Annotated in this window: 21 protein-coding genes and 1 rRNA gene; 4 read left to right on the top strand and 18 right to left on the bottom strand. The window is 71.1% G+C overall.

The features are described 5' to 3' along the window. Positions 1–187 precede the first annotated feature (187 nt). The 3 genes from VFF97_RS16465 (at position 188) to VFF97_RS16455 (ending at position 1885) form a co-directional block, all read left to right on the top strand. Entirely contained in the window at positions 188–772 is a 585-nt protein-coding gene (locus VFF97_RS16465) for a GNAT family N-acetyltransferase (RefSeq protein ID WP_325034587.1), read from the top strand. A gap of 61 nt (positions 773–833) precedes the next feature. Then, entirely contained in the window at positions 834–1517 is a 684-nt protein-coding gene (locus tag VFF97_RS16460) for a lysoplasmalogenase (RefSeq protein ID WP_325034586.1), read from the top strand. Beyond that, entirely contained in the window at positions 1517–1885 is a 369-nt protein-coding gene (locus VFF97_RS16455; RefSeq protein ID WP_325034585.1) for an RNA-binding S4 domain-containing protein, read from the top strand. Before VFF97_RS16460 ends, VFF97_RS16455 begins: the two co-directional genes overlap by 1 nt. 68 nt (positions 1886–1953) lie before the next feature. Here the strand turns inward: VFF97_RS16455 and VFF97_RS16450 are convergent, their stop codons facing one another. Continuing rightward, on the bottom strand, positions 1954–2859 hold the full coding sequence (locus tag VFF97_RS16450) for an NUDIX domain-containing protein (RefSeq protein ID WP_325034584.1): 906 nt from the start codon (positions 2857–2859) through the stop codon (positions 1954–1956). Between the two features lie 162 nt (positions 2860–3021). Here VFF97_RS16450 and VFF97_RS16445 point away from each other — a divergent pair, with 162 nt between their 5' ends. Further along, positions 3022–3435, top strand: coding sequence for a GNAT family N-acetyltransferase (locus VFF97_RS16445; RefSeq protein WP_325034583.1), 414 nt, complete (start codon positions 3022–3024; stop codon positions 3433–3435). Here the strand turns inward: VFF97_RS16445 and der are convergent. The 17 genes from der to rrf form a co-directional block, all read right to left on the bottom strand. Further along, complete coding sequence (gene der, locus VFF97_RS16440; RefSeq protein WP_325034582.1) at positions 3432–4955, bottom strand: ribosome biogenesis GTPase Der; 1524 nt, start codon at positions 4953–4955, stop codon at positions 3432–3434. The genes VFF97_RS16445 and der overlap by 4 nt on opposite strands. Next, a complete protein-coding gene (cmk, locus tag VFF97_RS16435) occupies positions 4945–5664 on the bottom strand; it encodes a (d)CMP kinase (RefSeq protein WP_325034581.1) in 720 nt (239 codons plus the stop codon). Before cmk ends, der begins: the two co-directional genes overlap by 11 nt. Further along, positions 5657–6781, bottom strand: coding sequence for a prephenate dehydrogenase (locus VFF97_RS16430; protein ID WP_325034580.1), 1125 nt, complete (start codon positions 6779–6781; stop codon positions 5657–5659). The genes cmk and VFF97_RS16430 overlap by 8 nt, the downstream gene beginning before the upstream one ends. Further along, positions 6778–7635 carry a pseudouridine synthase gene (locus VFF97_RS16425; RefSeq protein ID WP_325034579.1) on the bottom strand — a complete coding sequence of 286 codons (858 nt, stop codon included), beginning with the start codon at positions 7633–7635 and terminating at the stop codon, positions 6778–6780. Before VFF97_RS16425 ends, VFF97_RS16430 begins: the two co-directional genes overlap by 4 nt. Further along, complete coding sequence (scpB, locus tag VFF97_RS16420; protein ID WP_325034578.1) at positions 7632–8204, bottom strand: SMC-Scp complex subunit ScpB; 573 nt, start codon at positions 8202–8204, stop codon at positions 7632–7634. The genes VFF97_RS16425 and scpB overlap by 4 nt, the downstream gene beginning before the upstream one ends. Further along, positions 8194–9006 (bottom strand): ScpA family protein, encoded by an 813-nt coding sequence (locus tag VFF97_RS16415; protein ID WP_325034577.1) that lies wholly within the window; start codon positions 9004–9006, stop codon positions 8194–8196. The genes scpB and VFF97_RS16415 overlap by 11 nt, the downstream gene beginning before the upstream one ends. 253 nt (positions 9007–9259) lie before the next feature. After that, the gene (locus tag VFF97_RS16410) at positions 9260–10174 is read right to left on the bottom strand and encodes a ParA family protein (RefSeq protein ID WP_325034576.1); all 915 of its coding nucleotides are present in this window, start codon (positions 10172–10174) and stop codon (positions 9260–9262) included. A gap of 45 nt (positions 10175–10219) precedes the next feature. Then, entirely contained in the window at positions 10220–15043 is a 4824-nt protein-coding gene (locus VFF97_RS16405; RefSeq protein ID WP_325034575.1) for a DUF5979 domain-containing protein, read from the bottom strand. Positions 15044–15201: 158 nt separating this feature from the next. Beyond that, entirely contained in the window at positions 15202–16125 is a 924-nt protein-coding gene (xerD, locus tag VFF97_RS16400; RefSeq protein ID WP_325034574.1) for a site-specific tyrosine recombinase XerD, read from the bottom strand. A 1-nt stretch (position 16126) separates the two neighbouring features. After that, the gene (locus VFF97_RS16395) at positions 16127–16762 is read right to left on the bottom strand and encodes an NUDIX hydrolase (RefSeq protein ID WP_325034573.1); all 636 of its coding nucleotides are present in this window, start codon (positions 16760–16762) and stop codon (positions 16127–16129) included. Next, entirely contained in the window at positions 16755–18455 is a 1701-nt protein-coding gene (locus VFF97_RS16390) for a CTP synthase (protein ID WP_325034588.1), read from the bottom strand. Before VFF97_RS16390 ends, VFF97_RS16395 begins: the two co-directional genes overlap by 8 nt. A 17-nt stretch (positions 18456–18472) precedes the next feature. After that, complete coding sequence (recN, locus tag VFF97_RS16385; protein WP_325034572.1) at positions 18473–20218, bottom strand: DNA repair protein RecN; 1746 nt, start codon at positions 20216–20218, stop codon at positions 18473–18475. After that, positions 20215–21180, bottom strand: a complete 966-nt coding sequence (locus VFF97_RS16380) for an NAD kinase (RefSeq protein ID WP_325034571.1) — start codon at positions 21178–21180, stop codon at positions 20215–20217. The genes recN and VFF97_RS16380 overlap by 4 nt, the downstream gene beginning before the upstream one ends. After that, positions 21177–21977 carry a TlyA family RNA methyltransferase gene (locus VFF97_RS16375; RefSeq protein ID WP_325034570.1) on the bottom strand — a complete coding sequence of 267 codons (801 nt, stop codon included), beginning with the start codon at positions 21975–21977 and terminating at the stop codon, positions 21177–21179. Before VFF97_RS16375 ends, VFF97_RS16380 begins: the two co-directional genes overlap by 4 nt. Then, the gene (locus tag VFF97_RS16370; protein WP_325034569.1) at positions 21974–22144 is read right to left on the bottom strand and encodes a hypothetical protein; all 171 of its coding nucleotides are present in this window, start codon (positions 22142–22144) and stop codon (positions 21974–21976) included. Before VFF97_RS16370 ends, VFF97_RS16375 begins: the two co-directional genes overlap by 4 nt. Before the next feature lie 67 nt (positions 22145–22211). After that, positions 22212–23249, bottom strand: a complete 1038-nt coding sequence (locus tag VFF97_RS16365) for an HAD-IIA family hydrolase (RefSeq protein ID WP_325034568.1) — start codon at positions 23247–23249, stop codon at positions 22212–22214. Between the two features lie 71 nt (positions 23250–23320). Continuing rightward, positions 23321–23434: ribosomal RNA gene (rrf, locus tag VFF97_RS16360) — 5S ribosomal RNA — on the bottom strand; the annotation flags it as partial.

The following is a 23434-nucleotide window of genomic DNA, read 5'->3' as shown; positions in this document are numbered from 1 at the left end:
AGTGCGCTACCAAGCTGCGCCACATCCCGATGCCCCCGCCGGAGCGCGGACAACTCCCCCATCCTACCCGCTCGCGAGAGCGGTCGCGAACCGGGGGCGGTCGCGACCCGGGGGCGGTCGCGAACCGGGGGCGGCGGGGCGCGGCATCCGTCTTCACGGTGTCGGATGCCGCGACTAGCGTCGACGCATGCCCCGGATCGAAGTCCTCCCTGCCACCGCTGACCGCTTCGACGACGCAGAGCATGCGCTGACAGGAGGCGGCGACGGGCACAGCTGCCAATGCCAGTGGTGGACGCTCACGAACGCCGAGTTCAACGCGACGACGCTCGATGAGCGCACCGACCTGCTGCGCGAGCAGATGGGCGACAAGGTCCCGCCGGCCCTCATCGCGTACGTCGACGGTGAGGCGGCCGGGTGGGTGCGCGTCAGTCCTCGGACTGTGCAACCGCGGCTGCAGCGCACGAGAGAGTACGCCGCGCACACGCGAGAGGACTGGGACGACCCGTCGGTGTGGGCGGTGTCGTGCTTCGTCGTGAGGCGCGAGTACCGCAGGCAAGGGCTCAACCACCGTCTGCTCGAAGCCGCCGTGCAGTTCGCACGTGAGCAAGGCGCGCGCGTTCTCGAAGCGTACCCGCGCGACCCACGTGAAGTGAAGCAGTCGTCGAACGAGCTGTATCACGGCGTGCTGTCGGTGTTCGAAGACGCCGGATTCGAGACGGTGGCGCGACCGAAGGCAGGCCGCGCGATCGTCGCGCTCGACCTCACTCGCTGAGGCGCAGAGCGGGCGTCGCGCGTGCGACGATGGATCGTCCGCGCGCTCGATGAGGAGGAACATGCGACGGCTCTGGATCGGATTCGTCCCCTACGCGATCGTCTCGATCGTCCACGTCGTGGCGCTCGCGTTCGACGCCGACGCGATCGCCGCCCCCACGAAGCTGGCGCTCATGCCGCTGCTGGCACTCGCGGTGCTCCTCGGTGGGCGCGGATCGCGCTGGGGCGCGACGTATGCGCTGCTCCTCGCCGCGATCGCACTGTCGTGGCTCGGCGACGGGGCGGGTACGTTCTTCCCGTTCGCCCCGACCCTGCCGATGATGCTCCTGTTCTTCGGCCTCGCGCACCTCTGCTACATCTGGCTGTTCTGGCGCAAGCTCGCCGTCCGACGCGTGCCGCCGTGGGCGCTCGTGTACGCCGTGTGGTGGGGCGTCCTCATCGCGGTGCTGTGGCCACACCTCGGCGGACTCGCGATCGCGGTCGCCGTCTACGGGCTCGTGCTGGGCGGCACGGCCGTCGCGGCCTCGCGATGCCACCCGCTCATCGCATGGGGCGGCGCGTTCTTCCTCACCTCAGACTCGATCCTCGCGTTCCGGCTGTTCCTGCCCGACGCGATGCCTGACTGGACCAGCCCCATGGTCATGCTCACGTACACGCTCGGCCAGGGACTCATCGCCGCGGGCGTCATCGTGGCCGACCGCATCGCCGCACGCAGTGAGGAGCCAGTGGTACAGGAGGTCGCGTGATGGCGGAGTCGGCGCGGGTCGACGCGTGGCTGTGGGCGGTGCGGATCTTCAAGACCCGCACCGCCGCGACGGCCGCGTGCCGCGCGGGACACGTCCGTGTGAACGGCGAACGCGCGAAGGCGGCGCAGCCCGTGCGCCCAGGCGATGAGCTACGCGTGCGGATCCAGGGATTCGACCGGATCCTCGTCGTGAAGCAGACCATCACGAAACGCGTGGGTGCCGCGGTCGTCGCGGAGTCGGTCGAGGACCGCACTCCTCCCCCGCCGCCGCGTGAGCTCACGGGGTTCGTGCCTGTGCGCGACCGCGGAGCTGGTCGGCCGACGAAGCGGGAGCGTCGGGAGATCGATCGACTTCGAGGGCGCGGGTAGGCGCGCGCTTCGACGAGCTCAGCGACCGGGTGCTTCAGCGGTCTCAGCGACCGGGTATCAGCGACCGGTCACGCCGCGGGCAGCTGGTCGAGGAGCCAGCGCGTGCCGCGCACGGTGGCGCCGGCATCCGTCACGCGTCCGGCCAACTCGCGATCGCTCGTCACCACCGTCACCTCACGGTGCCGATCGACGAGCCGCGAAGCCTCCGCGACGATCCGGTCGTCGCCCGAGGCCTCCGCGCGCACCACTTCCACCGAGTCGTCGTCGGCCACGGCCTTCGCCTGCCCTTCGACGACGATCGTCCATTCGGGGAACCACACGTCTTCGGGCAGTTCGAGCGCCGCCGCGTCGACGCCCGTGGCCGCGAGGCCGCCCACGCGCGAGATCAGCCGCTGCGCGGCTCCGGCGCGGTCGCGCCACCACCCGTCGGGCACCGACCCGACGACGTTCGCCGCGTCCACGACCACGGCCGGCCGTACGCCGAGAACCTCGCGCAGGTGCGACCACGAAGCTTCGAATGCCGGATGCAGCGGCCGGTCCTCCACATCGTCGGCGGGCACCCACGCGAGCTCGTGGCTCTCGGGGTCGGTGATCTGCGGCTCGAAGGGCACCACGACATCGCCCACCAGCGTCGTGTAGCTCCAGTAGCCGAGGTCGAACACGCTGAGCAGCCTCGGGCGGATCGATCCGGCGGGGACGCCGGCCTCCTCACCCGCCTCGCGAAGAGCGCCGTCGCACGCCGACTCCCCCTCGTGGCGGGCACCGCCGGGCAGCGCCCACGTGTCGCCGAAGTGGCTCCACGACACGCGGTGCTGCAGCAACACGCCGCGGTCGGGGTCGATCGCGAGCAGCCCCGCAGCCCCGTACTTGCCCCAGTACCGCTCGCCAGTCGGCGCGACGACCCATGCGTCACCGGGGTTCCGCGGCCCGAAGGGGCGGCGCGGCTCGCCTGGGACGGGGGGCTCGATGGTCACGCGTCCAGACTTACACACCCACCCTGACAGCGGCCTACGCTTTCCCGCTCGCCGGCCCGAACAAGTCGAACGGTTACGCGCGCGCTGACCCGGCGACCGATCATGCCGCCGATCACCCTGTGGCCCGCCCGCGCCGCGAACCGGCTTTGGCACGATATGCGGATGGAGTACGTGTTGGACGACGACCCCACCCGCATCCAGCCCGACGTCGTATGGAACTGGCTGTCGACCGAGGCCTACTGGGGTCGCGAGCGCACGCGTGCAGATCTCGACGCCCAGCTCGCGTCGGCGTGGCGCCTGGTCGGCGCGTACCGGAGCGACACGGGCGAGCAGGTCGGCTTCGCACGAGCCGTGTCGGACGGTGTCGCCTTCGCCTACCTCGCCGACGTCTTCGTGCTCGATGACCACCGCGGTCGCGAGCTCGGCAAGCAGCTGGTGCGCTTCATGATCGACGACGGCCCGGGCCGCGATTTCCGCTGGGTGCTCTTCACGAGCACCGCACACGACCTCTACCGGCAGTACGGGTTCGAGCTCGCGGATGACACGGCGATGGTGCGGCCGCGCCGCCTCGCCTAGCGCTGCCTGCGCTCGCGCACCCGCATGTTGATGACGATCGGCGTGCCCTCGAACCCGAAAAGCTCGCGCAGCCGGCGCTGGATGAACCGCCGGTACCCCGCGTCGAGGAATCCGGTCGTGAACAGCACGAAGGTCGGCGGGCGCGTCGCGGCCTGCGTACCGAACAGGATGCGCGGCTGCTTTCCACCGCGCACGGGGTGCGGATGCTCCGCCACCAGCTCCGACAGGAACGCGTTGAACTTGCCCGTGGGAATGCGCTGATCCCACGACGCCAGCGCGGTCTCGAGCGCGGGCACGAGCTTGTCGAGGTGACGCCCCGTGCGCGCGGAGATGTTCACGCGCGGCGCCCACGACACGTGAGCGAGGTCCTGCTCGATCTCGCGCTCGAGGTACCGGCGACGGTCGATGTCCTCCATGTCCTCGTCGCCGAGGCGATCCCACTTGTTGAATGCGAGCACGAGCGCGCGGCCCGACTCGAGCACGAGGTCGATGATGCGCACGTCCTGCTCGCTGATCGGCTCCGACACGTCGAGCACGACGACGGCGACCTCGGCCTTTTCGAGCGCGGCCGACGTGCGCAGCGACGCGTAGAAGTCGGCGCCCTGCTGCAGGTGGACCCGGCGACGGATGCCGGCGGTGTCGACGAAGCGCCACAGCTTGCCGCCGACCTCGACGACCTCGTCGACCGGGTCGCGCGTAGTGCCGGCGAGCTCGTTGACGACCACGCGCTCTTCGCCCGCCGCCTTGTTGAGCAGCGACGACTTGCCGACGTTCGGACGTCCCAGGATCGCGACCCGACGCGGACCGCCGATCTCCTGCTTGGCGACAGCAGAGACATCCGGCAGCACCTTCATGATCTCGTCGAGCAGGTCGGCGACACCGCGGCCGTGGATCGCCGAGACCGGATGCGGCTCCCCCAGGCCCAGGTTCCACAGCGCCGCGGCCTCCGGCTCCTGACGGGCGTCGTCGATCTTGTTCGCGACGAGGAACACCGGCTTGTTCGCCTTGCGCAGCAGGCGCACGACGTGCTCGTCGGTCGACGTCGCCCCGACCATCGCATCCACGACGAAGAGCACGACGTCGGCGAGGTCGATCGCAACCTCGGCCTGAGCGGCGACCGAGCGGTCGATGCCCTTCGCGTCGGGCTCCCACCCGCCGGTGTCCACCAGCGAGAAGCGCCGGTCCATCCATTCGGCCTTGTACGTGACGCGGTCGCGCGTGACGCCCGGCGTGTCTTCGACGACCGCCTCGCGACGGCCGAGGATCCGGTTCACGAGCGCGGACTTGCCCACATTCGGACGCCCCACGATCGCCACCACCGGCAGCGCGGGAAGGAACTCGATCCCGTCGTCGCCGCGGTCGACGCCCGCGAGCAGCTCGGCATCCGCCTCATCGAGCTCGTACTCCGACAGCGACGCCCGCAGCGCCGAAGCGCGCTGGTCGGCGAGGTCGTCGTCGAGGTGCGCGAGCGTGTCGGCGAGGTGGTCGGGGCCGCCCTCGTACTCGTCCTCAGCGCCCATCGTGCGCCCCCTTCCCCACCGTCTCGGTGCGCGATGCGGCGATGATGTCGAGCACCGCCTGCACGGTCTGCGCGAAGTCCAGGTCGGTCGAGTCGACGACGGTGACACCCGGTGCGGCCGTCAGGAAGTCGACGACGGTCGAGTCCGACGCATCACGGCGGTGCAGGGCGGCGGCGACGGATGCCGCGTCCTCCGTCGTCAGCTCGGCGCTGCGCCGAGCGGCCCGCACCTCGGGTGACGCGGTCAGCAGGATCCGCACGGGGGCGTCGGGCGCGACGACCGTGGTGATGTCTCGGCCCTCGACGACGACCCCCGGCCTGCGCGAGTTCGCCACGAGAGCACGGAACAGGGCGTTCACCGATTCGCGCACCGCCGGCACGCGGGCGACGCCGGAGACGGCATCCGACACCCGCGGCTCGCGGATCGCCTCGGTGACGTCCGCCGCGCCGACGCGCACCCAGTAGTAGTCGGGGTCGAGTGAGATCGAGTAGTCGAAGTCGCTGGCGACGTCGAGGACGGATGCCGCATCCGATGTGTCGGCGCCGTGCTCGAGCGCGTGCCACGCGAGTGCGCGGTAGGCGGCGCCCGTGTCGAGGTACCCGAAGCCGAGGCGGCGCGCGACCTCCTTCGAGACGCTGGACTTGCCGCTGCCGGCGGGTCCGTCGACGGCGACGACGAAGGGCTCGTCGGTCGTCTGCAGGTCAGTCATTCGTGGTGCTCGCAATCTTCCAGCCGCGCGCTTCGAGGCCCTCGACGGCACGGCGCACGGCGCTCGGCACGACACTGATCTCGGCGAGGCCGAACTGGGCGCCGGGCGAGTGCTCCAGGCGCAGGTCTTCGACGTTGACGTCGAGCTCGCCCAGCTCGCCGAACAGGCGACCGAGCTGGCCGGGGCGGTCGTCGACCATGACGACGACCTGCTCGAAGCGGCGGTTCTGCCCGTGCTTGCCCGGCAGGCGCTCGACGCCCTCGTTGCCGCGGCGGATCGTGTCGGCGACCGCCCGTCGTGCTCCGGGTGCCTCGGGCGCGCGCAGCGCGTCGGCGACCGACGTGAGGTCGGCCGCGAGCGCGTCGAGCACGTCGACGACGGGCGCGGCGTTGGCTCCGAGGATCTGCACCCACAGCTCGGGGGCGGATGCCGCGATGCGCGTCGTGTCGCGCACGCCCTGCCCCGCGAGGCGGAGCGACCCGTCGGGCGCGTCGACGAAGCGCCCGGCGAGGAGGCTCGCGACGAGCTGGGGAACGTGCGACACGAGCGCGACGGAGCGGTCGTGCTCTTCGGGCGACATCTCGATCGGCATCGCGCCGAGGTCGAGCGCGAGCCCTTCGACCAGGGCGAGATCGGAGGCCGGGGTCTCGGCGTCTCGGCACACGACCCACGGGCGCCCGACGAAGATGTCGGCGCGCGCCGCGATCGCGCCACCCCGTTCGCGACCCGCGAGCGGGTGCGATCCGATGTAGTGCGTGAGGTCGACGCCGCGCTCCTGCAGCGTGCGCAGCGGCTCGAGCTTGACGCTCGCGACGTCGGTGACGACCGCGCCCGGGAAGCGCTCGAGCTCCTGCTGGATGACGTCGGCCGTGACGTCCGGCGGCACGGCGACCACGATGAGCGATGGAGAGTCGTCGTCGCGCACCGCGCGGCCGGCACCGTAGTCGATCGCCAGGCGCAACTGCGACGGCGACGCGTCGTGCAGCACGACGTCGACGCCGAGGGCGCGAAGCGCGTGGCCGATGCTCGACCCGAGCAGGCCCGCGCCGACGATGCGCACCGTGCCGTGCACGCGCGTGGCGAGCGGCGCGCTCGCCTTGGCAACGGAATCGGTCACTCGATCTCCTGGTCCGCCGGCGCGCTATCGGGGTCGTCACTCCCCCCACGGGAGTCGCTGTCGCTGCGGCCCGGCTCTGAACGGCGCGCGAGGGTCAGAAGCGCACCGCGTTCCACCTTAGTCAACTCGCGGGTTCGACCCACTGGGAGTGTTCCCAGGTGCAGCGGGCCGAACTGGCGACGGACGAGCTCGATGACCGGATGCCCCACCTCCGCCATCATCCGCCGCACGATGCGATTGCGGCCGGAGTGCAGAGTCAGCTCGACGAGCGAGCTCGCGCCACGACCCGAACCGCCGGATGCGTCGAGCAGCCGAGCCTTGTCGGCGGCGATGGGTCCGTCCTCGAGCTCGATGCCCTTCGTGAGGCGGCTGATCGTCTGGGGCGTCACCCGCCCCTCGACCTTCGCGATGTAGACCTTCGTCACCCCGAACGACGGGTGCGCGAGAACATGCGCGAGCTCGCCGTCGTTCGTGAGCACGAGCAGCCCGCTCGTGTCGGCGTCGAGGCGACCCACGTTGTAGAGCCGCTCCGGCCACTCCTTCGTGAAGCGGCGCAGGTCGGGGCGCCCGCGGTCGTCGCGCATCGAGCTGACGACGCCCGTCGGCTTGTTGAGCATGACGTAGCGCTTCGTCTGATCGAGCTGCACCGCCGTTCCGTCGACGTCGATGAGATCGACATCTGGATCGATGCGTGTGCCCAGTTCGGTGACGACCTCGCCGTTGACCCGCACGCGTCCCTCGACGATGAGCTGCTCGGCCACGCGGCGCGAAGCGACGCCCGCGTTCGCGAGGGCCTTCTGCAGACGCACGCCCTCGGGCGCGGCATCCGCCTCACCCTTGTCGTGCGGGGTCATCGCACCACCTCGTCGAAGCCTTCGGACCCGTCGTCGAGCAGCGGCGAGATGGGCGGCAGCTCGTCGAGCGAGTTGATCCCGAGGTTGACGAGCAGCGCGTCTGTCGTGCCGTAGTGGATGGCGCCAGTCTCGGCATCCGTGAAGAGCTCGGTGATGAGGCCGCGAGCGAGCAGCGTGCGCACGACCGAGTCGACGTTCACGGCCCGGATCGACGCGACCTGGCTGCGCGTGACAGGCTGCTTGTAGGCGATCACGGCGAGTGTCTCGAGCGCCGCCTGCGACAAGCGGGCGGGCGCCTGGCCGCCGACGAACTCGGCGACGAGGTCGTCGTGCTCCTCGCGCACGTACAGGCGCCAGCCGCCGCCGACCTCGCGCAGCTCGAAGCCGCGGCGGGGGCCGCCCGCGCGGCCGTCGTAGTCCTCCACGAGGGCCTCGAGCGCCTGGCGCACCGCCGGCACGGGCGCGCCGACCGCGGCGGCGAGGCTCACGAGGCTCTGCGGCTCGTCGACGATCATGAGGATCGCCTCGAGCCGCCGGGCGACATCGGTCGTCGTCACATCATCGGTCATAGTCGGCTCCCAGCGTGGCAAGGTTCTCGTCGGACCACCGGTCGGCGGTCCAGCGCAGCGTCAACTCGCCGAGCGGCTCGAGCTGCTCGAACGAGAGGGCGCTGTGGCGGTACAGCTCGAGCACCGAGAGGAAGCGCGCGACGACGACGCCCGGCTGCGTCGCGCCGGCGATGAGCTCGCGGAAGCTCAAGGTGCCGGCGTCGCGGAGCAGCGTCACGACGATCGCCGCCTGCTCCCGGATGCTGACGAGCGGCGCGTGCAGGTGATCGAGCCGCACGTGCGGGATCTCCTTCGGCGTCATCGCGAGCACCGCGAGCGCCGCGAAGTCGTCGAGGCTCAGCGTCCACACGAGCTCGGGCACCTTCTGCCGGTACTTCTCCTCGAGCGGCACCGCTCTGGCGTGACGCTTGTCCTCCCGGCGGAGGCACCGCTCGAACCACGCCGACACCTCCTTGAACGCGCGGTACTGCAGCAGTCGCGCGAACAGCAGGTCGCGTGCCTCGAGCAGGGCGACCGACTCGGCGTCGACGAGCTCGCCCTGCGGCAGCAACCCCGCGACTTTCATGTCGAGCAGCGTGGCCGCGACGACGAGGAACTCGGATGCCTCGTCGAGGTCCTCGTCCGGACCCAGATCGCGCAGATACGCGATGAACTCGTCGGTGACCTTCGACAGGGCGATCTCGGTGACGTCGAGCTCGTGCTTCGAGATGAGGTTCAGCAGCAGGTCGAACGGGCCGTCGAAGTTCGACAGCGAGACGCGGAATCCGCCACCGTCCTCGCCTTCCCCGGTCGCTGAGCCCACCGCCTCGGTCGCTGAGCCGCTCTCCCCGGTCGCTGAGCCCGTCGAAGCGTCGCCCGCGCCCTCGGTCGTTGAGCCCCCCGCCTCGGTCGCTGAGCCTGTCGAAGCGTCGACCGTGCCGTCGGTGGCCGACCCTTCGACAGGCTCAGGGACCGGCTGGCGGTCAGGGACCGGCGGCTGCCCAGGGACCGGCGGCTGCTCAGGGACCGGCGGCTGCTCAGCGACCGGCGGCTGCCCAGGGACCGGCGGATCCTCGTCAGGCGACCGCACCACGCGCGACCAGCTCCCGCGCCAACCGCTTGTAGGCCTGGGCGGCGGCGTGCTCGGGGGCGAACTCGGTGATGGGAACGCCCGAGACCGAGGCATCCGGGAATTTCACTGTGCGCCCGATCACCGTCTCGAGCACGTCGTCGCCGAACGCCTCGACGACCCGCTCGAGCACTTCGCGCGAATGCAGCGTGCGCGGGTCGTACATCGTGGCGAGCAGCCCGTCGAGGTTGATCGTCGGGTTCAGGCGATCGCGCACCTTGTCGATCGTCTCGATGAGCAGCGCGACACCGCGCAGCGCGAAGAACTCGCACTCGAGCGGGATGATCACGCCGTGGCTCGCGGTGAGGGCGTTGACCGTAAGCAGGCCCAGCGACGGCTGGCAGTCGATGAGGATGACGTCGTACTCGGCCGACACCTTGCGCAGCACGCGCGCGAGCGTCTGCTCGCGCGCGACCTCGTTGACGAGGTGCACCTCGGCGGCCGACAGGTCGATGTTCGCCGGCAGCACGTCGAGGCCCTCGATGCTCGAGTGCACGATGACCTCGTGCGGGTCGGTGCGGATGTCGAGCAGCAGGTCGTAGATCGTCGGGATGTCGTGCGTCTGGATCCCGAGCCCTGCCGACAGGGCGCCCTGCGGGTCGAAGTCGACGGCGAGCACCTTGCGGCCGTAGCCGGCGAGCGCGGCGGCGAGGTTGATCGTGGTGGTCGTCTTGCCGACGCCGCCCTTCTGGTTGCACAGGGCGATGATGCGTGCGGGTCCGTGGCCGTCGAGCTTCGGAGGAGTCGGGAAGCCGTGATACGGGCGACCGGTGGGTCCGATCGGCTCGTCCCCGTCGGGCTTCGGGGCTTTCGCCGTGCTCTTCGTCGCGCTGCCAGCCACTGGCTCTCCTGACTTCGCCATGTCGTGCACCGATTCTAGCCACGGCATGGCCGCGAACCCGGGAGATCACCCGGCGTTCGGGCGACGCGCACGCAGGAGGACGATGCCGATCCCGAGCGCCAGCAGCAGCAAGCCGACCCTCACCGCGAGCATCGGCAGGGCGAGGCCGGTCGGCGGCAAGGGGTACGCGTTCGTGTACGAGAACGACGCGGACTCCTCTGCGAGCAGCAGCACGCTCGCGGAGCGTCCCCCGACGGTCTCGCCCGCGACGTTCACGCTCGTGCGCACGTTGCTTCCGGCTGGCGCCTCCGTGACGGTGCAGTTCGCTCCGCCGATCACCTGGCGCTGCGCGCTTCCGCCGTTCGCCAGCGAGAATGTCGGAGGCGCGTGGTCGTTCAGCGGCACCGCGATGGGGTCGGTGCGCGTCCACGTGCAGCCGACCGTGAAGTCGAAGGCGGAGGCGGATGCTCCGCCCACGACGCGCTTGTCGACGGTGAACGTCGCGAGCGCGAACTCGCGCGTGACTTCGAGCAGGTGCGGTTCGCCGAGCCGGAGCGTGACTGCCGGGGAGTCGGCGACGGCCGTCGCGAGCGAGACCGAGTGCCTGGTGAACGTGCAGACCGCGTTCGCGGGCAGCGTCCACACGAGCGAGTACCCGTCGCCCGGAGTGAGGACGGCCACGCCGTCGTTCGGGACGTCGACGCGCCGCGTGCGATCCGGTCCCGCCCAGCATTCGACGATCGACCAGTAGTCGAGGCCGGCGCCGTACGTCGCCACGCCGTCACCCGTCATGATCTGCCGCACCGTGAGCCCGGTGACATCGAACAGGTTCGTGAACACGAGACGGAGTCCCGTCGCCTGGATCGTGCCCGACTGCGTCGTATCCGGCGTCACCAGAGTCGCGTTGGAGGAGTCCGTCTCGACCGCTGTGCACTCCGCGCCGACGGGAAGCTGGTCGAACGTCCGCTCGGCGGCGCCGTTCAGCGAGAAGTGCACGGGGCGCGTGGGGTCGTCGGGCGGCGGTCCGAGCCGCTGCCCGTTGAACGTGCACCACTGCTCGAACAGGAAGAACGTGTCGGCGTGCGCCGCGGCGTCGTTGCCGCCCACCCGGGTCTCGACGGTGAACGTTCCCGCCTCGAAGGTGTTCGTGATCGTGATGGAGACGGTCGCGCCGGACTCGACCGTGACAGGGCCCGAGCCGCCGTCGACGAGCTGGAACGGCCTGATGTCGGCCACCGGAGCGGCGAGCGGTGCGGATGCGAGGAGGCCGGCTCGCGCGACGAGTCCGGCCGGTGCGACCGCTGTGATCGGCGGCGGGTCGTACGTGACGATCGAGGCGCCGCCGCTGTCGACCTGGAGCGCCTCGCACACGGTTCCCGTGGGAAGGTCGTCCAGTTGCGTGAGGGCGTAGGTCTGCCGCGGCGTGCCGTCGGGCTCGTAGCTCAGGAAGCCGATGCCGTCCGGCCCGAGCCACTCCGCCGGGCGCCCCGCGAACTCGCAATGCAGCTCGACGGCGTAGTCGGTGTTCGCGGCCCACGCCGCCGCCCCGGCGAGCTGCACCGGGACGGTGAGCGTGCCCGCCTCGAACACGTTCATGATCGAGACCGTCGTCGGAGACGAACCGGCCGCATGCACCGTCACCCGGGCACCCGCATCGATCGACGTGAACGGATCGCCGTCGGTGACGGTGATCTCGCTGAACGTCGCTCCGCCCATCGAGGTCTGCACCACGTCGCACTGCGCGCCGGCGACGATCGTCGGCACCTCCGCGCGACCGCCGTCCGCCGGGAACGGGAACTCGACCGTCGCCCGCCCCGGCTCGACCTCGATCGCCTGACCGTTGAAGGTGCACTCCCCCACCGTCACGGCCGACGGGCGCGCGTGGTGCGCCGCAGGGCCGTCGGGCCACGTGTCGACCACGAGGGAGCCGACATCGAACCGGTTGAGCACCGTGAGGCTCGTTCCGCTCGCGCCGACCTCGACCGTGACGGGGTCGGGTGACGGCGTGAGATCCGAACTCGAGGAATACGACACGACGGATGCCCCGCCCGTCGCCGTCTCGGTCATCGAGCACTCGTCGCCGACGTCGAGCCCGTCGCTCACCGTGAACGAGCCGCCGAGCGGGTCGAACGTGTGCTCGAGCTCGAGCACGGGGTCGGGAAGCCCGTCGGCCGTGCACGTGAGGCTCACGGTCGTGGCCGCGTTCGCCCACCGGGCACCGGGCCCGGAGAGCTGCTTCACGAGCACGAGACCGCTCGCCTCGAACACGTCGATGATCGCCTGGGAGCCCCCGCCTGCGGGGATCGGGACGGTCTGCGACGGGGAGTAGCGCACGGCGACGGCGATGCCGGGGTCGAGCTGCGTCGTCGTGCAGTCGGCGCCTACAGGGAGATTCGGCACGACGGTCGTCCCGCCGGACGGGAGCGCGACCGTCGACTGTGTCGGGGCGAGGGTGACGGCTTGGCCGCCGTAGTCGCACGTCACGCCGATCGAGTACGTCGTCACGGGTGGCGTGCCCGACCCCTCGGCCTCGTTCGTCAGGGTGAGCGGCGCGAGCGCGTACTCGTCGTCGATCGCGACGGCGTTGGGCGTGGCATCCGCTGCCGCCGTGAAGGCGAATGACGTACCGGTCGCCGTCTGCGATCCGTGCGTGAAGGTTGTCGTGGACCCGGGACGGCCGGTGTGCGTCAGTGTGCACTCCGCGTTGACCGGCACGCCGGGCACAGTAGCGGAGGTCTCCGCGTCCCATGTCGACGCGCCGTCGAACGGGATGCGCCCGTCGACGACCGGCGCACCGAGAGGCACAGGCACGCCGTCGAGGCTGCACGAGATCCCGACCTCGAGCTCCCCCAGCGGAAGGTCCCCCGGCGTCGGCCCGTCATGCGCGGCGAACCCGCTCGAAAGACTGATCTCGACCTCGGTCATCGCGTACACGTTGGTGAGCACGACGGTCGCGGGCGTGTTCTCGAGGGTGATCGTCTGCGGCGGCGCGGGGGTCGTGGCATCCGCCGTGCCGGTCTCGGTCACCGTGCAGACCGACCCGACCGGCATCTCGTCGAGGGTGTGCCCCGCGGACGAGCCGATGCCGATCGTGAACGTGTCGTCGACGACCTGCGTGCCGTCGAGCGTGCACGCGACATCGACGGTGTACGGGCCGCGGGCGAATCCGGATGCCGCGCCCGACACCTCCTTCGTCACCGTGAGGGTCGTCGTCGGCGCCTTCTGGATCGGCACGAGGATGATGAAGCCGCTCTTCGACCGGATTCCGTTGGGGCCCGCTGTGACCTCCGACGTGACCGCGGGAGACCAGTACGACTGCCCCGCGCCGCCTCCGCCGCCCGCGTCGGTCGGCGACGTGCCTCCGCCGTGGCCGCCGCGCGGGTAGCCGGCACCGCCACCGCCTCCTCCACCGCCGGTGTCGTCGCTCGAACCGTGTCCGCCGCTCGGATCCGGCTCGCTGGACGTGCCGCGGCACGCGGCGCATCCGCCCACGCCGCCGCGGCCGAAGTTCCCGCCCGAGCCTCGATCGCCGTTGTAGTTGTACGCGCCGCCGTCGGATCCCGCGCCCGAGCCGCCGCGGCCGCCGTCGGCCTTCCTCACCCATGGCGCGACGCTCGTCGACACGTCACCTCCGGAGCCTCCGCCGCCGCCTGCGGCCACGAGCGGGGTGGATCTGCCGTCCGTCGCGTCCATGAGCATCGACGCTCCGCCCCCGCCACCGCCGTCGTGCGCCGTGGTCGCGCTCGCGCTGCCCGAGTCGCCCGGGTGCGACCATCCGCGTCCGCCGTGCTCATAGCCGCCGCATCCGACCCAATATCGCAGCTCGGTCATGCCGGTGGCGTCCAGGACGCCCGAGACCACGGCACCGCTGCCCTCCATGTCAGCGCTGTTGTGGCCGCGAGTGCCGCCGCCGCCCGCGACGACGAAGGCGATCGAACCGGTGCCGTCCGGGACGGTCCAGGTTCGCGGGTCGCTGGAGTCGATGCACTCGAAGGCGTGCAATTGGTCACCCGCGACGAGCAGCACCGAGCCGTTGCCCGAGCTGCCCGACGCGTAGACCACATCGAGGCGACTGCTCTCACTCGACCACGACTGGCCGCCACCGCCGCCGCCCCCGGCACCGCCCTGCGCGTTGGGCGGGCACCTGCCGTTGATCTTGCACTGCCCAGCGGTCCCGCTCTCGCCGGCGCCACCGCCGCGCGGGTAGCCTCCGCCACCGCCGCCACCGCCCGACGTCACCTGGTAGTCGGCGCCCGCGTTCGACGCGGACTCGCCGTCCCGACCGCTTGCGCCGCCGCCCGAGCCGCCGATGCCGTTCCCGTTGCTCGCCGGCGTCGTACCGTTCGTTCCGTCGCCCGGAGGCAGTCCGCCCGAGCCGCCGCTGGCCGCACCGCCCTCACCGCCGTCGTGGCTCGCGCCGCCGCCACCGCCGGCGACGACGACCAGCTCTGTGCGCCCAGGCAGGAGCCACTCGACGGCCGATGAGCCGCCTCCGGAGAATCCGCTCGACACGTCGAAGATCCGGTCGCCGCCACCACCACCGGAGCTGAATCCGCGCGTGGTCTCATGGCTCTGTCGACCCTTCTCTCCGAGCCACACGCGGACGCCGTAGGTACCGGCCGGAAGCTCGTACGCCGCGACAACGAGTCCACCCGGGCCGCCTCGCCCCGAGTCGTCCCCAGTGCCGCCGCCCTCTGCGCCGTACGCAAGGATCGTCAGTCGTGTGAGCGACGTGGGGAGTGAAACGTCGACGTAGCCGTCGGAGCCGAGATCCTCGTACTCGATCGAGCAGCTCCCCAGTGTGGTGAGTTGCGCGCAGTCCGCCACCGCGGCGGCGGACGGCTCCGTCGTCGCGACGTCGAAAACGGGCGCGATCAGAGCAGGAGCCACGAGGGCCGTTACCGCTACGCCCGCGACACGCGCTGACATCGTCTGCGGTTTCGTGGGTGAGCCGGTTGTGCCGGCGAGGGGGTTGCTGGCCCCGGAGTCTACTGGCAACTCGTGCGGCGCAACACCCCTGCCCGGCGCCAGGTGTCGGAGCGGCGGGATCAGCGCGCCCGCGGATGCGACGTTGCGTACACGTCGCGCAGCGCGTCGATCGACACGTGCGTGTAGATCTGGGTGGTCGAGACGGATGCGTGGCCGAGCAGCTCCTGCACCACCCGCACGTCCGCACCGCCCTGCAGCAGGTGCGTCGCGAAGGAGTGCCGCAGCGTGTGCGGCGACACGTGCGCCGAGAGCTTCGCGCGCTCCGCCGCGTGCTGGATGATCAGCCACGCGCTCTGGCGCGACAGCGGCGCTCCGCGGGCACCGAGGAACAGGCGAGGGGTCGCGCGGCCGCGACGCGAGAGCTCAGGTCGCGCGCGGGTCAGATACGCATCGACGGATGCCCGGGCATAAGACCCGATCGGCACGATGCGCTCCTTCGCCCCCTTGCCGCGCACGCGCAGCACCTCGCCGCGCGAGACGTCGTCGACGTCGAGTTGCACGACCTCCGACACACGCGCGCCGGTTGCGTAGAGCAGCTCGAGGAGCGCGCGGTCGCGCAGCGCGATGACGTCCGCCTCGGCGGCTTCGCCCGGCGGCGGCCCTGCCGCGTCGAGCAGGCTCTCCACCTGCTCGATCGTGAGCGCCTTCGGCAGCCGCTGCGGGGTCTTGGGCGGTCGCAGGCGTGCCGCCGGGTCATCCGTCTCGATCCCCTCGCGCACCAGGAACCGGTGCAGCCCCCGCACCGACGACTGCAGTCGTGCGAGGCTCGTGGCCGCGGGAGGCGGCTGCGCCGACGCGCGCTCGGCCGCGAACCGCGCCACGAGGTCGGCTGTCACCTCGCCCGACTCGTGCACGCCGTTCTCGTCGAGCCACTGCACGTACGTGGCGAGGTCGCGCCGGTAGGCCGCGACCGTGTGGTCGGACAAGCCGCGCTCGATCGAGATGTGACGCACATACGCGTCGACGGCCCGGTCGAGTCTCACGTCACGATTCTGTCCGGCGGAGCCTTTCGGCAGCGGCCAGCACGCCGACTGCGAGGATCCCGTTGCGCAGACGCCCCTCGAGCACCGCTGTCACGGCATCCGCGAGCGGCACCCACTCGATGCGGATGTCGGCCTCCTCCTCCTCGCGATCGTGCACCGCGTCGAGCGGCTGGAGCCCCGATGCGAAGAAGATGTGAACGACCTCGTCGTTCCCGCCCGGCGTCGAGAAGACGCTCACGAGCGGCTCCCAATGCTCCGCGGCGAGGTCGGCCTCTTCGGCCAGCTCGCGCTTCGCCGTCTCGAGCGGCGACTCACCGTCCATGTCGAGAAGTCCCGCGGGGATCTCCCAATCGCGACGGCGGATCGGATGCCGGTACTGCTGGATGAGCAGCACGCGCTCCCTGTCGTCGAGCGCCACGATCGCGGAGGCCCCCGGGTGGTCGACGTACTGCCGCTCGAGCTCGTGGTCGCCATAGCGGAAACGGTCGTTGCGCACGTCCCACACGCGGCCCTCGTACACGAGGCTCGAGTCGAGGATCTCGACGTCGAGGGGCTCGTCGCGCAGCGACGCGGGCGACACGGATGCCGCGGCATCCGCCTCGATTCCGCCGGAGTCCGGCACGCCCGGCTCAGGCATTCTCGACGACGTCGAACAGCTCGCTCGCGCGGTGGCGCTCGATCGCGGCGCCCACGAGACCGCGGAACAGCGGGTGCGGGTTCGTCGGACGCGAGCGCAGTTCGGGGTGGGCCTGCGTCGCGATGTAGAACGGGTGCACATCGCGCGGCAGCTCGACGTACTCGACGAGGTCGCCGTCGGGCCAGGTTCCCGAGAACACGAGCCCTGCGGCGGCGAGCTGGTCGCGGTAGCGGTTGTTGACCTCGTAGCGGTGGCGGTGACGCTCGGCCGCGCGGGTCGAGCCGTACAGCTCGGCCGCGAGCGAACCTTCGGCCAGGTTCGCCTCGTACAGACCGAGCCGCATGGTGCCGCCCAGGTCGCCGTGGTCGAGGATGTCGACCTGCTCCTCCATGGTCGCGATGACGGGGAACTGCGTGTCGGGGTCGAACTCGCTCGACGACGCCCCTTCGAGGCCGGCCTCGTGGCGCGCGTACTCGATCACCATGCACTGCAGGCCGAGACACAGACCGAGCGTCGGGATGCCCTGCTCGCGCGCGAAGCGGAGCGCGCCGAGCTTGCCCTCGATGCCCCGGATGCCGAAGCCGCCCGGGATCACGATGCCGTCGAGTTCAGCGAGCGCCTTCTCGGCCCCTTCGGGCGTCTCGCACAGGTCGGACGGGATCCACGTCACGGTGACCTTCGCCTCGTGCGCGAAGCCGCCCGCCTTGAGCGCCTCGGTGACGCTCAGGTACGCGTCGGGCAGGTCGATGTACTTGCCGACGAGGCCGATCGTGACCTCGTGCTTCGGATTGTGCACGGCCTGGAGCACCTTCGACCAGCGCGACCAGTCGACATCGGCCGCCTTGTGCATGCCGAGCGCGCGCACGATGTACTCGTCGAGGCCCTGCTCGTGCAGCATCGTCGGGATGTCGTAGATGCTCGGCACGTCGACCGCGTTCACGACCGCGTCCTCGTCGACGTCGCACATGAGCGCGATCTTGCGCTTGTTGGACTCCGTCACCGGGCGGTCGCTGCGGAGCACGAGCGCGTCGGGCTGGATGCCGATCGAGCGCAGGGCGGCGACGGAGTGCTGCGTGGGCTTGGTCTTCTGCTCCCCCGACGCACCCATGAACGGCACGAGCGAGACGTGCACGAAGAAGACGTTGTTGCGGCCGAGTTCGTGACGGATCTGTCGCGCGGCCTCGATGAAGGGCTGCGACTCGATGTCGCCGACCGTGCCGCCGATCTCGGTGATGATGACGTCGGGACGCGGGTCTTCCGTCGCCTGCAGGCGCATGCGGCGCTTGATCTCGTCGGTGATGTGCGGGATCACCTGGACGGTGTCGCCGAGGTACTCGCCGCGCCGCTCGCGCGCGATGACCTGCGAGTAGATCTGGCCGGTGGTGACGTTGGCGGCCTGGCTGAGGTCGATGTCGAGGAAGCGCTCGTAGTGGCCGATGTCGAGGTCGGTCTCGGCGCCGTCGTCGGTGACGAAGACCTCGCCGTGCTGGAACGGGTTCATCGTTCCCGGGTCGACGTTGAGGTACGGGTCGAGCTTCTGCATCACCACGCGCAGACCGCGTGCCGTCAGCAGATTTCCGAGGCTGGCGGCGGTGAGCCCCTTGCCCAATGAAGAAACGACACCGCCGGTCACGAAGATGTGCTTGGTGGTGTCGTTCGAATCGCCGCGAGGACTTGTGCCTGGAGTCTGCATCACGGGCTTTTATCCTATCAGCCGGTTTTGACGCGGGCCTGAGAACTCGCCGATGCGGATGCCGCGTCGTCGCCGTCCGCGGAGGCGCTGTCCAGCAGCTCGCGCGCGTGCGTGAGCGCCGCCTCGGAGTCGGACCCCGACAGCAGACGAGCCATCTCGGCCTCGCGGTCGGCACCCTCGAGCCGTCGCACGCTCGACGCGGTGACCGATCCGTCGCTCGCCTTGACGACCGTGAGGTGGTTGTCGGCGAACGCTGCCACCTGTGCGAGATGCGTCACGGCGATGACCTGGCTCGTGCGCGCGAGCCGCGCGAGCCGGCGGCCCACCTCGATCGCCGCGGCGCCGCCGATGCCCGCGTCGACCTCGTCGAACACGAAGGTCGGAACGGGGTCGGTGCTCGCGATGACGACCTCGATCGCGAGCATCACACGGCTGAGCTCGCCGCCCGACGCGCCGCGCGACACCGGGCGCGGGTCGGCGCCCGGGTGCGGCGCGAGGAGGATCGCGACCTCGTCGCGGCCCGCCGAGGACTCGGCGCCCGGTGCGACGGACACCTCGACGCGGGCGTCGGGCATCGCCAGGGCACGCAGCTCGGCCGTCACGGCGTCGCCGAGTCGCTTCGCCGCTTCGGTGCGGCGCTGAGTGAGGACGGCGGCTGCGCCGTCGAGGACGGATGCCGCTTCCTGCAGCTCCGCCGTGAGGCGCTCCACGCGGTCGCCGTCGTCGTCCAGCTCGGCGAGGCGCGCGGATCCCGTCTCGAGGAGCTCGATCGCGGCCTCGAGGCTGCCGTGCGCGCGAACGAGCGGCGCGAGCACGGCGCGGCGCTCCTCGACGGCGGCGAGCTCGTGCGGGCCGGTCTCGTCGAGGTCGGCCAGGTACGCGGCGAGGGCGGTCGCGAGATCGGTGGCTCGATAGCCGAGCTCCGCCACCTGGTCGGCGAGGTCTCCGAGTGCGGCGTCCTGGGCCGCCGCGCGTTCGAGCGCCCGGCGAGCCTCGCCGATGAGCGACGCGACGTCAGGACGGTCGTCTTCGCTCGAGAGCGCTTCGTGCGCGGTGGCTGCGGCGAGACGCAGTTCTTCGGCGTGGGCGAGGCGCTCGGCGCGCTGCGCGAGCTGCTCGTCCTCCCCCGGCTGCGGTGCGGCCTGCTCGATCGCGTCGAGCGCGGCGCGCAGGTCGTCGGCCTCGCGCGCCCGCGCCTCACGGTCGGTCGTGAGCGTCGTGAGCTCGCGGTCGATCGCTCGCCACCGCTCGTACGCCTCGCGGTACGACGCGAGGGCCTCGGCGACGGGCTCGCCGCCGAAACGGTCGAGCGCGTCGCGCTGAGCGGCGGCCGACTTCAGCCGCAGCTGGTCGGACTGCCCGTGGACGACGACCAGCTCGTCGGCGAGGTCGGCGAGCACGCCGGCGGGAGCCGATCGACCCCCGACCGTCGCGCGGCTGCGACCTTCGCTCGAGATCGTGCGGCCGACGTAGAGGGCGGCGGTTCCGTCGCCCGCGGGTTCGAGGTCACCGCCGGCTTCGCGCACACGGTCGGCGACGGGCCCTTCGGCAGGGACGATCCACACGCCGTCGACCACCGCCTGAGGCGCACCCGAGCGGACGGCGCCGGAGTCGGCGCGCTGGCCGAGCAGCAGCCCGAGGCCGGTCACGACCATCGTCTTGCCCGCGCCGGTCTCACCCGTGATCGCGGTGAAGCCGCGGCCCATCGGCAGCACGGCCTCGGCGATCACGCCGAGATCGCGCAGGCGCATCTCTTCGATCACGCGTCACCCTCGAAGTCGGGAGCGTCCGGTCGCACCGGCGCCGCGGCGATCGCCGCCGGCCCGCGCCAGCCTTCGACCGGGAGGTGGAACTTGCGCACGAGGCGATCCGTGAAGGCGCCGTGGTGCAGGCGTGCGAGCCGCACAGGACGCTCCGATCGGCGTACGACCACGCGGGCACCGGGCGGGAGATCGTGGGATCGCCGCCCGTCGCACCACAGGATGCCCTGCCCGTTCGTGCGCTCGAGAAGCTCGATCGCGACCGCGTGCTCGGGGCCGACGACGAGCGGCTTCGCGAAGAGGGCGTGTGCCGAGAGCGGCACCACGGCGATCGCCTGGACCGTCGGCCAGATGACCGGGCCGCCCGCCGAGAAGTTGTAGGCGGTGGACCCTGTCGGCGTGGAGATCACGACGCCGTCGCATCCGAATGTCGACAGCGGTCGCCCGTCGATTTCCATGACGACCTCGAGCATGCGCTCTCGGCTCGCCTTCTCGACGGTCGCCTCGTTGAGAGCCCACGTGTCGTAGACGACGCGGTCGGAGGTGTCTTTCACGCGGACCTGCAGTGCGAGGCGCTCCTCGACCGTGTAGTCGCGCGCGATCACGCGGCGGACCGCCTCGTCCATGTCGTCGCGCTCGCTCTCGGCGAGGAAGCCGATGTGGCCGAGGTTGATGCCCAGCACGGGGGCGGTGCCCTCGCGCACGAGCTCGGCGGCCCGCAGGATCGTGCCGTCGCCGCCGAGCACGATCGCGAGCTCGATGTCGTCGACCGGCACCTCCTCGCCGAGGACGGCGGTGTCGTCGAGGCCCGCCCCCACGCGGACGAGCTCCGCGTGGTCTTCGGCCGAGAGCACCGGCCGCGCACCGGCCGCCCGCAGAGCGGCGACGACCCGCTGGGCCGCTTCGACGGTGTCGGCGCGCAGGGCATGCACGACCACGAGGATGCTGCGATCGGGCTGTGTCATGTGCTCCCCGTCAATCGGTTCACGGTGCCCAACCATTCTGTCGGATTGCTTCCCCGCCCCGGCGCGATGTGCACGACGAACTCGGAGTTCCCGTGCGTTCCCGCGATTGGGGAGGAGATGACGCCGAGCGTGCCGAGCCCCTCATCCCACGCCGCCCACAGCACTCCGGCGACCGCATCGGCGCGCAGCGACGCGTCCTTCACGAGCCCCTCGCGGACTCCGGTGCGACCGACCTCGAACTGCGGCTTGACCAGCAGCACAAGGTCGGCGTCGTCGGCCGCCACGAAGCGAGCAGCGGGAAGCACGTGCGTGAGGGAGATGAACGACAGGTCACCCGTGATGATCGACGGCGCAACGGCCACGCCGCTCGCGGTGGCGAGGTTCTCGCGCGTCATGTCGCGCACGTTGAACCCTTCGATCGAGATGACCCCGGGGTCGGCCGCGACGGATGCCGCCAACTGCCCGTGCCCGACATCGACGGCGATCACCGGCGACGCGCCGCGCTCGCGCAGCACTTGGGTGAAACCGCCGGTCGACGCTCCCATGTCGAGCGCGACCCGGCCCGCGACGTCGACGCCGAACGCGTCGAGCGCGGCGATGAGCTTGTGCGCCGCACGGCTGACGTAGTGGTCGCCGCCCGACACGTCCAGCACGGAGTCGTCGTCGACCTTGGCCGATGCCTTCACCACGGGCCTGCCGTCGACGGTCACGAGGCCCTGCGCGATCAGCGTGGCCGCGTGCGTACGTGACCGCGCGAGGCCGCGCGAGGCGAGGGCCGCGTCGAGGCGCTGCGTCATGGACGCGAGTCTGTCGGGCCGGATTCGAGCCGGCGCGCGAGGGCGTCGTGCAGCGCTTCGTACGCCTCGGCACGCTCGCCGAGCGGCTGGCTCTCGATCACCTCGAGCGCCGACAGCAGGTCGTCGGTCTCGGAGCCGTCGGATGCGACGGGGTGCGGCGATTCCATGCGCATCAGGATACGTGTCCGTCCTGACAACGGCGGGTCGCGCGACCGGCGTGCGGGCGCATCCGCGTCACGGGCGGTGGAACGGGTCGGCGTAGAGGCGCTCCGGAACGCGGAAGCCGAAGATCGCACGACCGGTGTCCCAGATCGCCTTGGCGCCCGCACGCAACAGGTCGATCGGCTCATCGCCCTCGGACAGGATCTCGACGTCGGCACCGTTGACGCGCACGCTGGCCCCGCGCACGGTGACGACGCCGTCACGGACGACGGCTTCCGGGTACGGCTGGTCGAGCTCGCGCAGGTCGCCGAGGATGTATGTCGGCTGCGACCCGGCGGGTGCCGCCAGCACGTGCTTGGGGCGATCGACGCCCGTCAGGACGAGGGCGGAGGGAATGCCGGCACGGTTGGCGCCGAGGATGTCGGTGTCGAGTCGGTCACCGAGGAACAGCGGATGCCGCGCCCCGAACCGCGCGACAGCCTCTTCGAAGATCGGAGTCTCGGGCTTGCCCGCGACAGTCGCCAGTCGTCCGACAGCGGTGTGCACCGCGGAGACGAGCGTGCCGTTGCCCGGAGCGATGCCCCGCGCCATGGGAATCGTCCAGTCGGTGTTCGTCGCGATCCACGGGATGCCGCCCGCGTCTTCGGGCGTCTTGAGCGCGAACGCGGCTTCGGCCAGCTGCGTCCAATCGACGTCGGGTGAGAACCCCTGCACGACGGCGGCGGGATCGTCCTGCGCACGGCGGGTCACCGTGAAGCCGGCCTTCTGCACCTCGACGACGAGGCCCTCCCCGCCGACGACGAGCACGGTCGAACCCGCCGGGATCAACGTCGACAGCAGCCGCATCGCGGCCTGCGGACTTGTGACGACTTCGTCGGCTTGCGTCGGAAGGCCGAGCTCGGACAGATGCTCGGCGACGGATGCGTCGGTGCGCGACGCGTTGTTGGTGATGTAGGCGAGGCGTCTGCCGTCACGAGCCCGGTTGAGGCTCTCCACCGCGTGTGGGAGTGCATTCGCTCCGGCGTACACGACCCCGTCGAGGTCGGCCAGGATGACATCCACATTGTCGAGAGGCGTCGGGGTCGACGCTCGGCGCGTGAACAGTCCCAAATGCTCCTCCTGCAGTTTCGCCCGTTAACGCCGAATGGCCACCGGTGTGGTGGCCATTCGGGGATGTGGGTGTCCGGCGGTGTCCTACTCTCCCACAGGGTCTCCCCTGCAGTACCATCGGCGCTGAAAGGCTTAGCTTCCGGGTTCGGAATGGGACCGGGCGTTTCCCTTTCGCTATGGCCGCC

This window comes from Microbacterium sp. (genome assembly GCF_035687345.1).
Lineage (GTDB): Bacteria > Actinomycetota > Actinomycetes > Actinomycetales > Microbacteriaceae > Microbacterium.
This window is presented reverse-complemented; position numbering and strand designations above follow the sequence as displayed.

Coding starts and splice junctions, on each gene's coding strand:
- der (WP_325034582.1), bottom strand. CDS start 4,955: ATGGGCGCTGAGGACGAGTACGAGGGCGGCCCCGACCACCTCGCCGAC.
- VFF97_RS16390 (WP_325034588.1), bottom strand. CDS start 18,455: ATGCAGACTCCAGGCACAAGTCCTCGCGGCGATTCGAACGACACCACC.
- VFF97_RS16445 (WP_325034583.1), top strand. CDS start 3,022: ATGGAGTACGTGTTGGACGACGACCCCACCCGCATCCAGCCCGACGTC.
- scpB (WP_325034578.1), bottom strand. CDS start 8,204: ATGACCGATGATGTGACGACGACCGATGTCGCCCGGCGGCTCGAGGCG.
- VFF97_RS16465 (WP_325034587.1), top strand. CDS start 188: ATGCCCCGGATCGAAGTCCTCCCTGCCACCGCTGACCGCTTCGACGAC.
- VFF97_RS16370 (WP_325034569.1), bottom strand. CDS start 22,144: ATGGAATCGCCGCACCCCGTCGCATCCGACGGCTCCGAGACCGACGAC.
- VFF97_RS16375 (WP_325034570.1), bottom strand. CDS start 21,977: ATGACGCAGCGCCTCGACGCGGCCCTCGCCTCGCGCGGCCTCGCGCGG.
- VFF97_RS16425 (WP_325034579.1), bottom strand. CDS start 7,635: ATGACCCCGCACGACAAGGGTGAGGCGGATGCCGCGCCCGAGGGCGTG.
- cmk (WP_325034581.1), bottom strand. CDS start 5,664: ATGACTGACCTGCAGACGACCGACGAGCCCTTCGTCGTCGCCGTCGAC.
- VFF97_RS16460 (WP_325034586.1), top strand. CDS start 834: ATGCGACGGCTCTGGATCGGATTCGTCCCCTACGCGATCGTCTCGATC.
- VFF97_RS16395 (WP_325034573.1), bottom strand. CDS start 16,762: ATGCCTGAGCCGGGCGTGCCGGACTCCGGCGGAATCGAGGCGGATGCC.
- VFF97_RS16380 (WP_325034571.1), bottom strand. CDS start 21,180: ATGACACAGCCCGATCGCAGCATCCTCGTGGTCGTGCATGCCCTGCGC.
- VFF97_RS16455 (WP_325034585.1), top strand. CDS start 1,517: ATGGCGGAGTCGGCGCGGGTCGACGCGTGGCTGTGGGCGGTGCGGATC.
- VFF97_RS16410 (WP_325034576.1), bottom strand. CDS start 10,174: ATGGCGAAGTCAGGAGAGCCAGTGGCTGGCAGCGCGACGAAGAGCACG.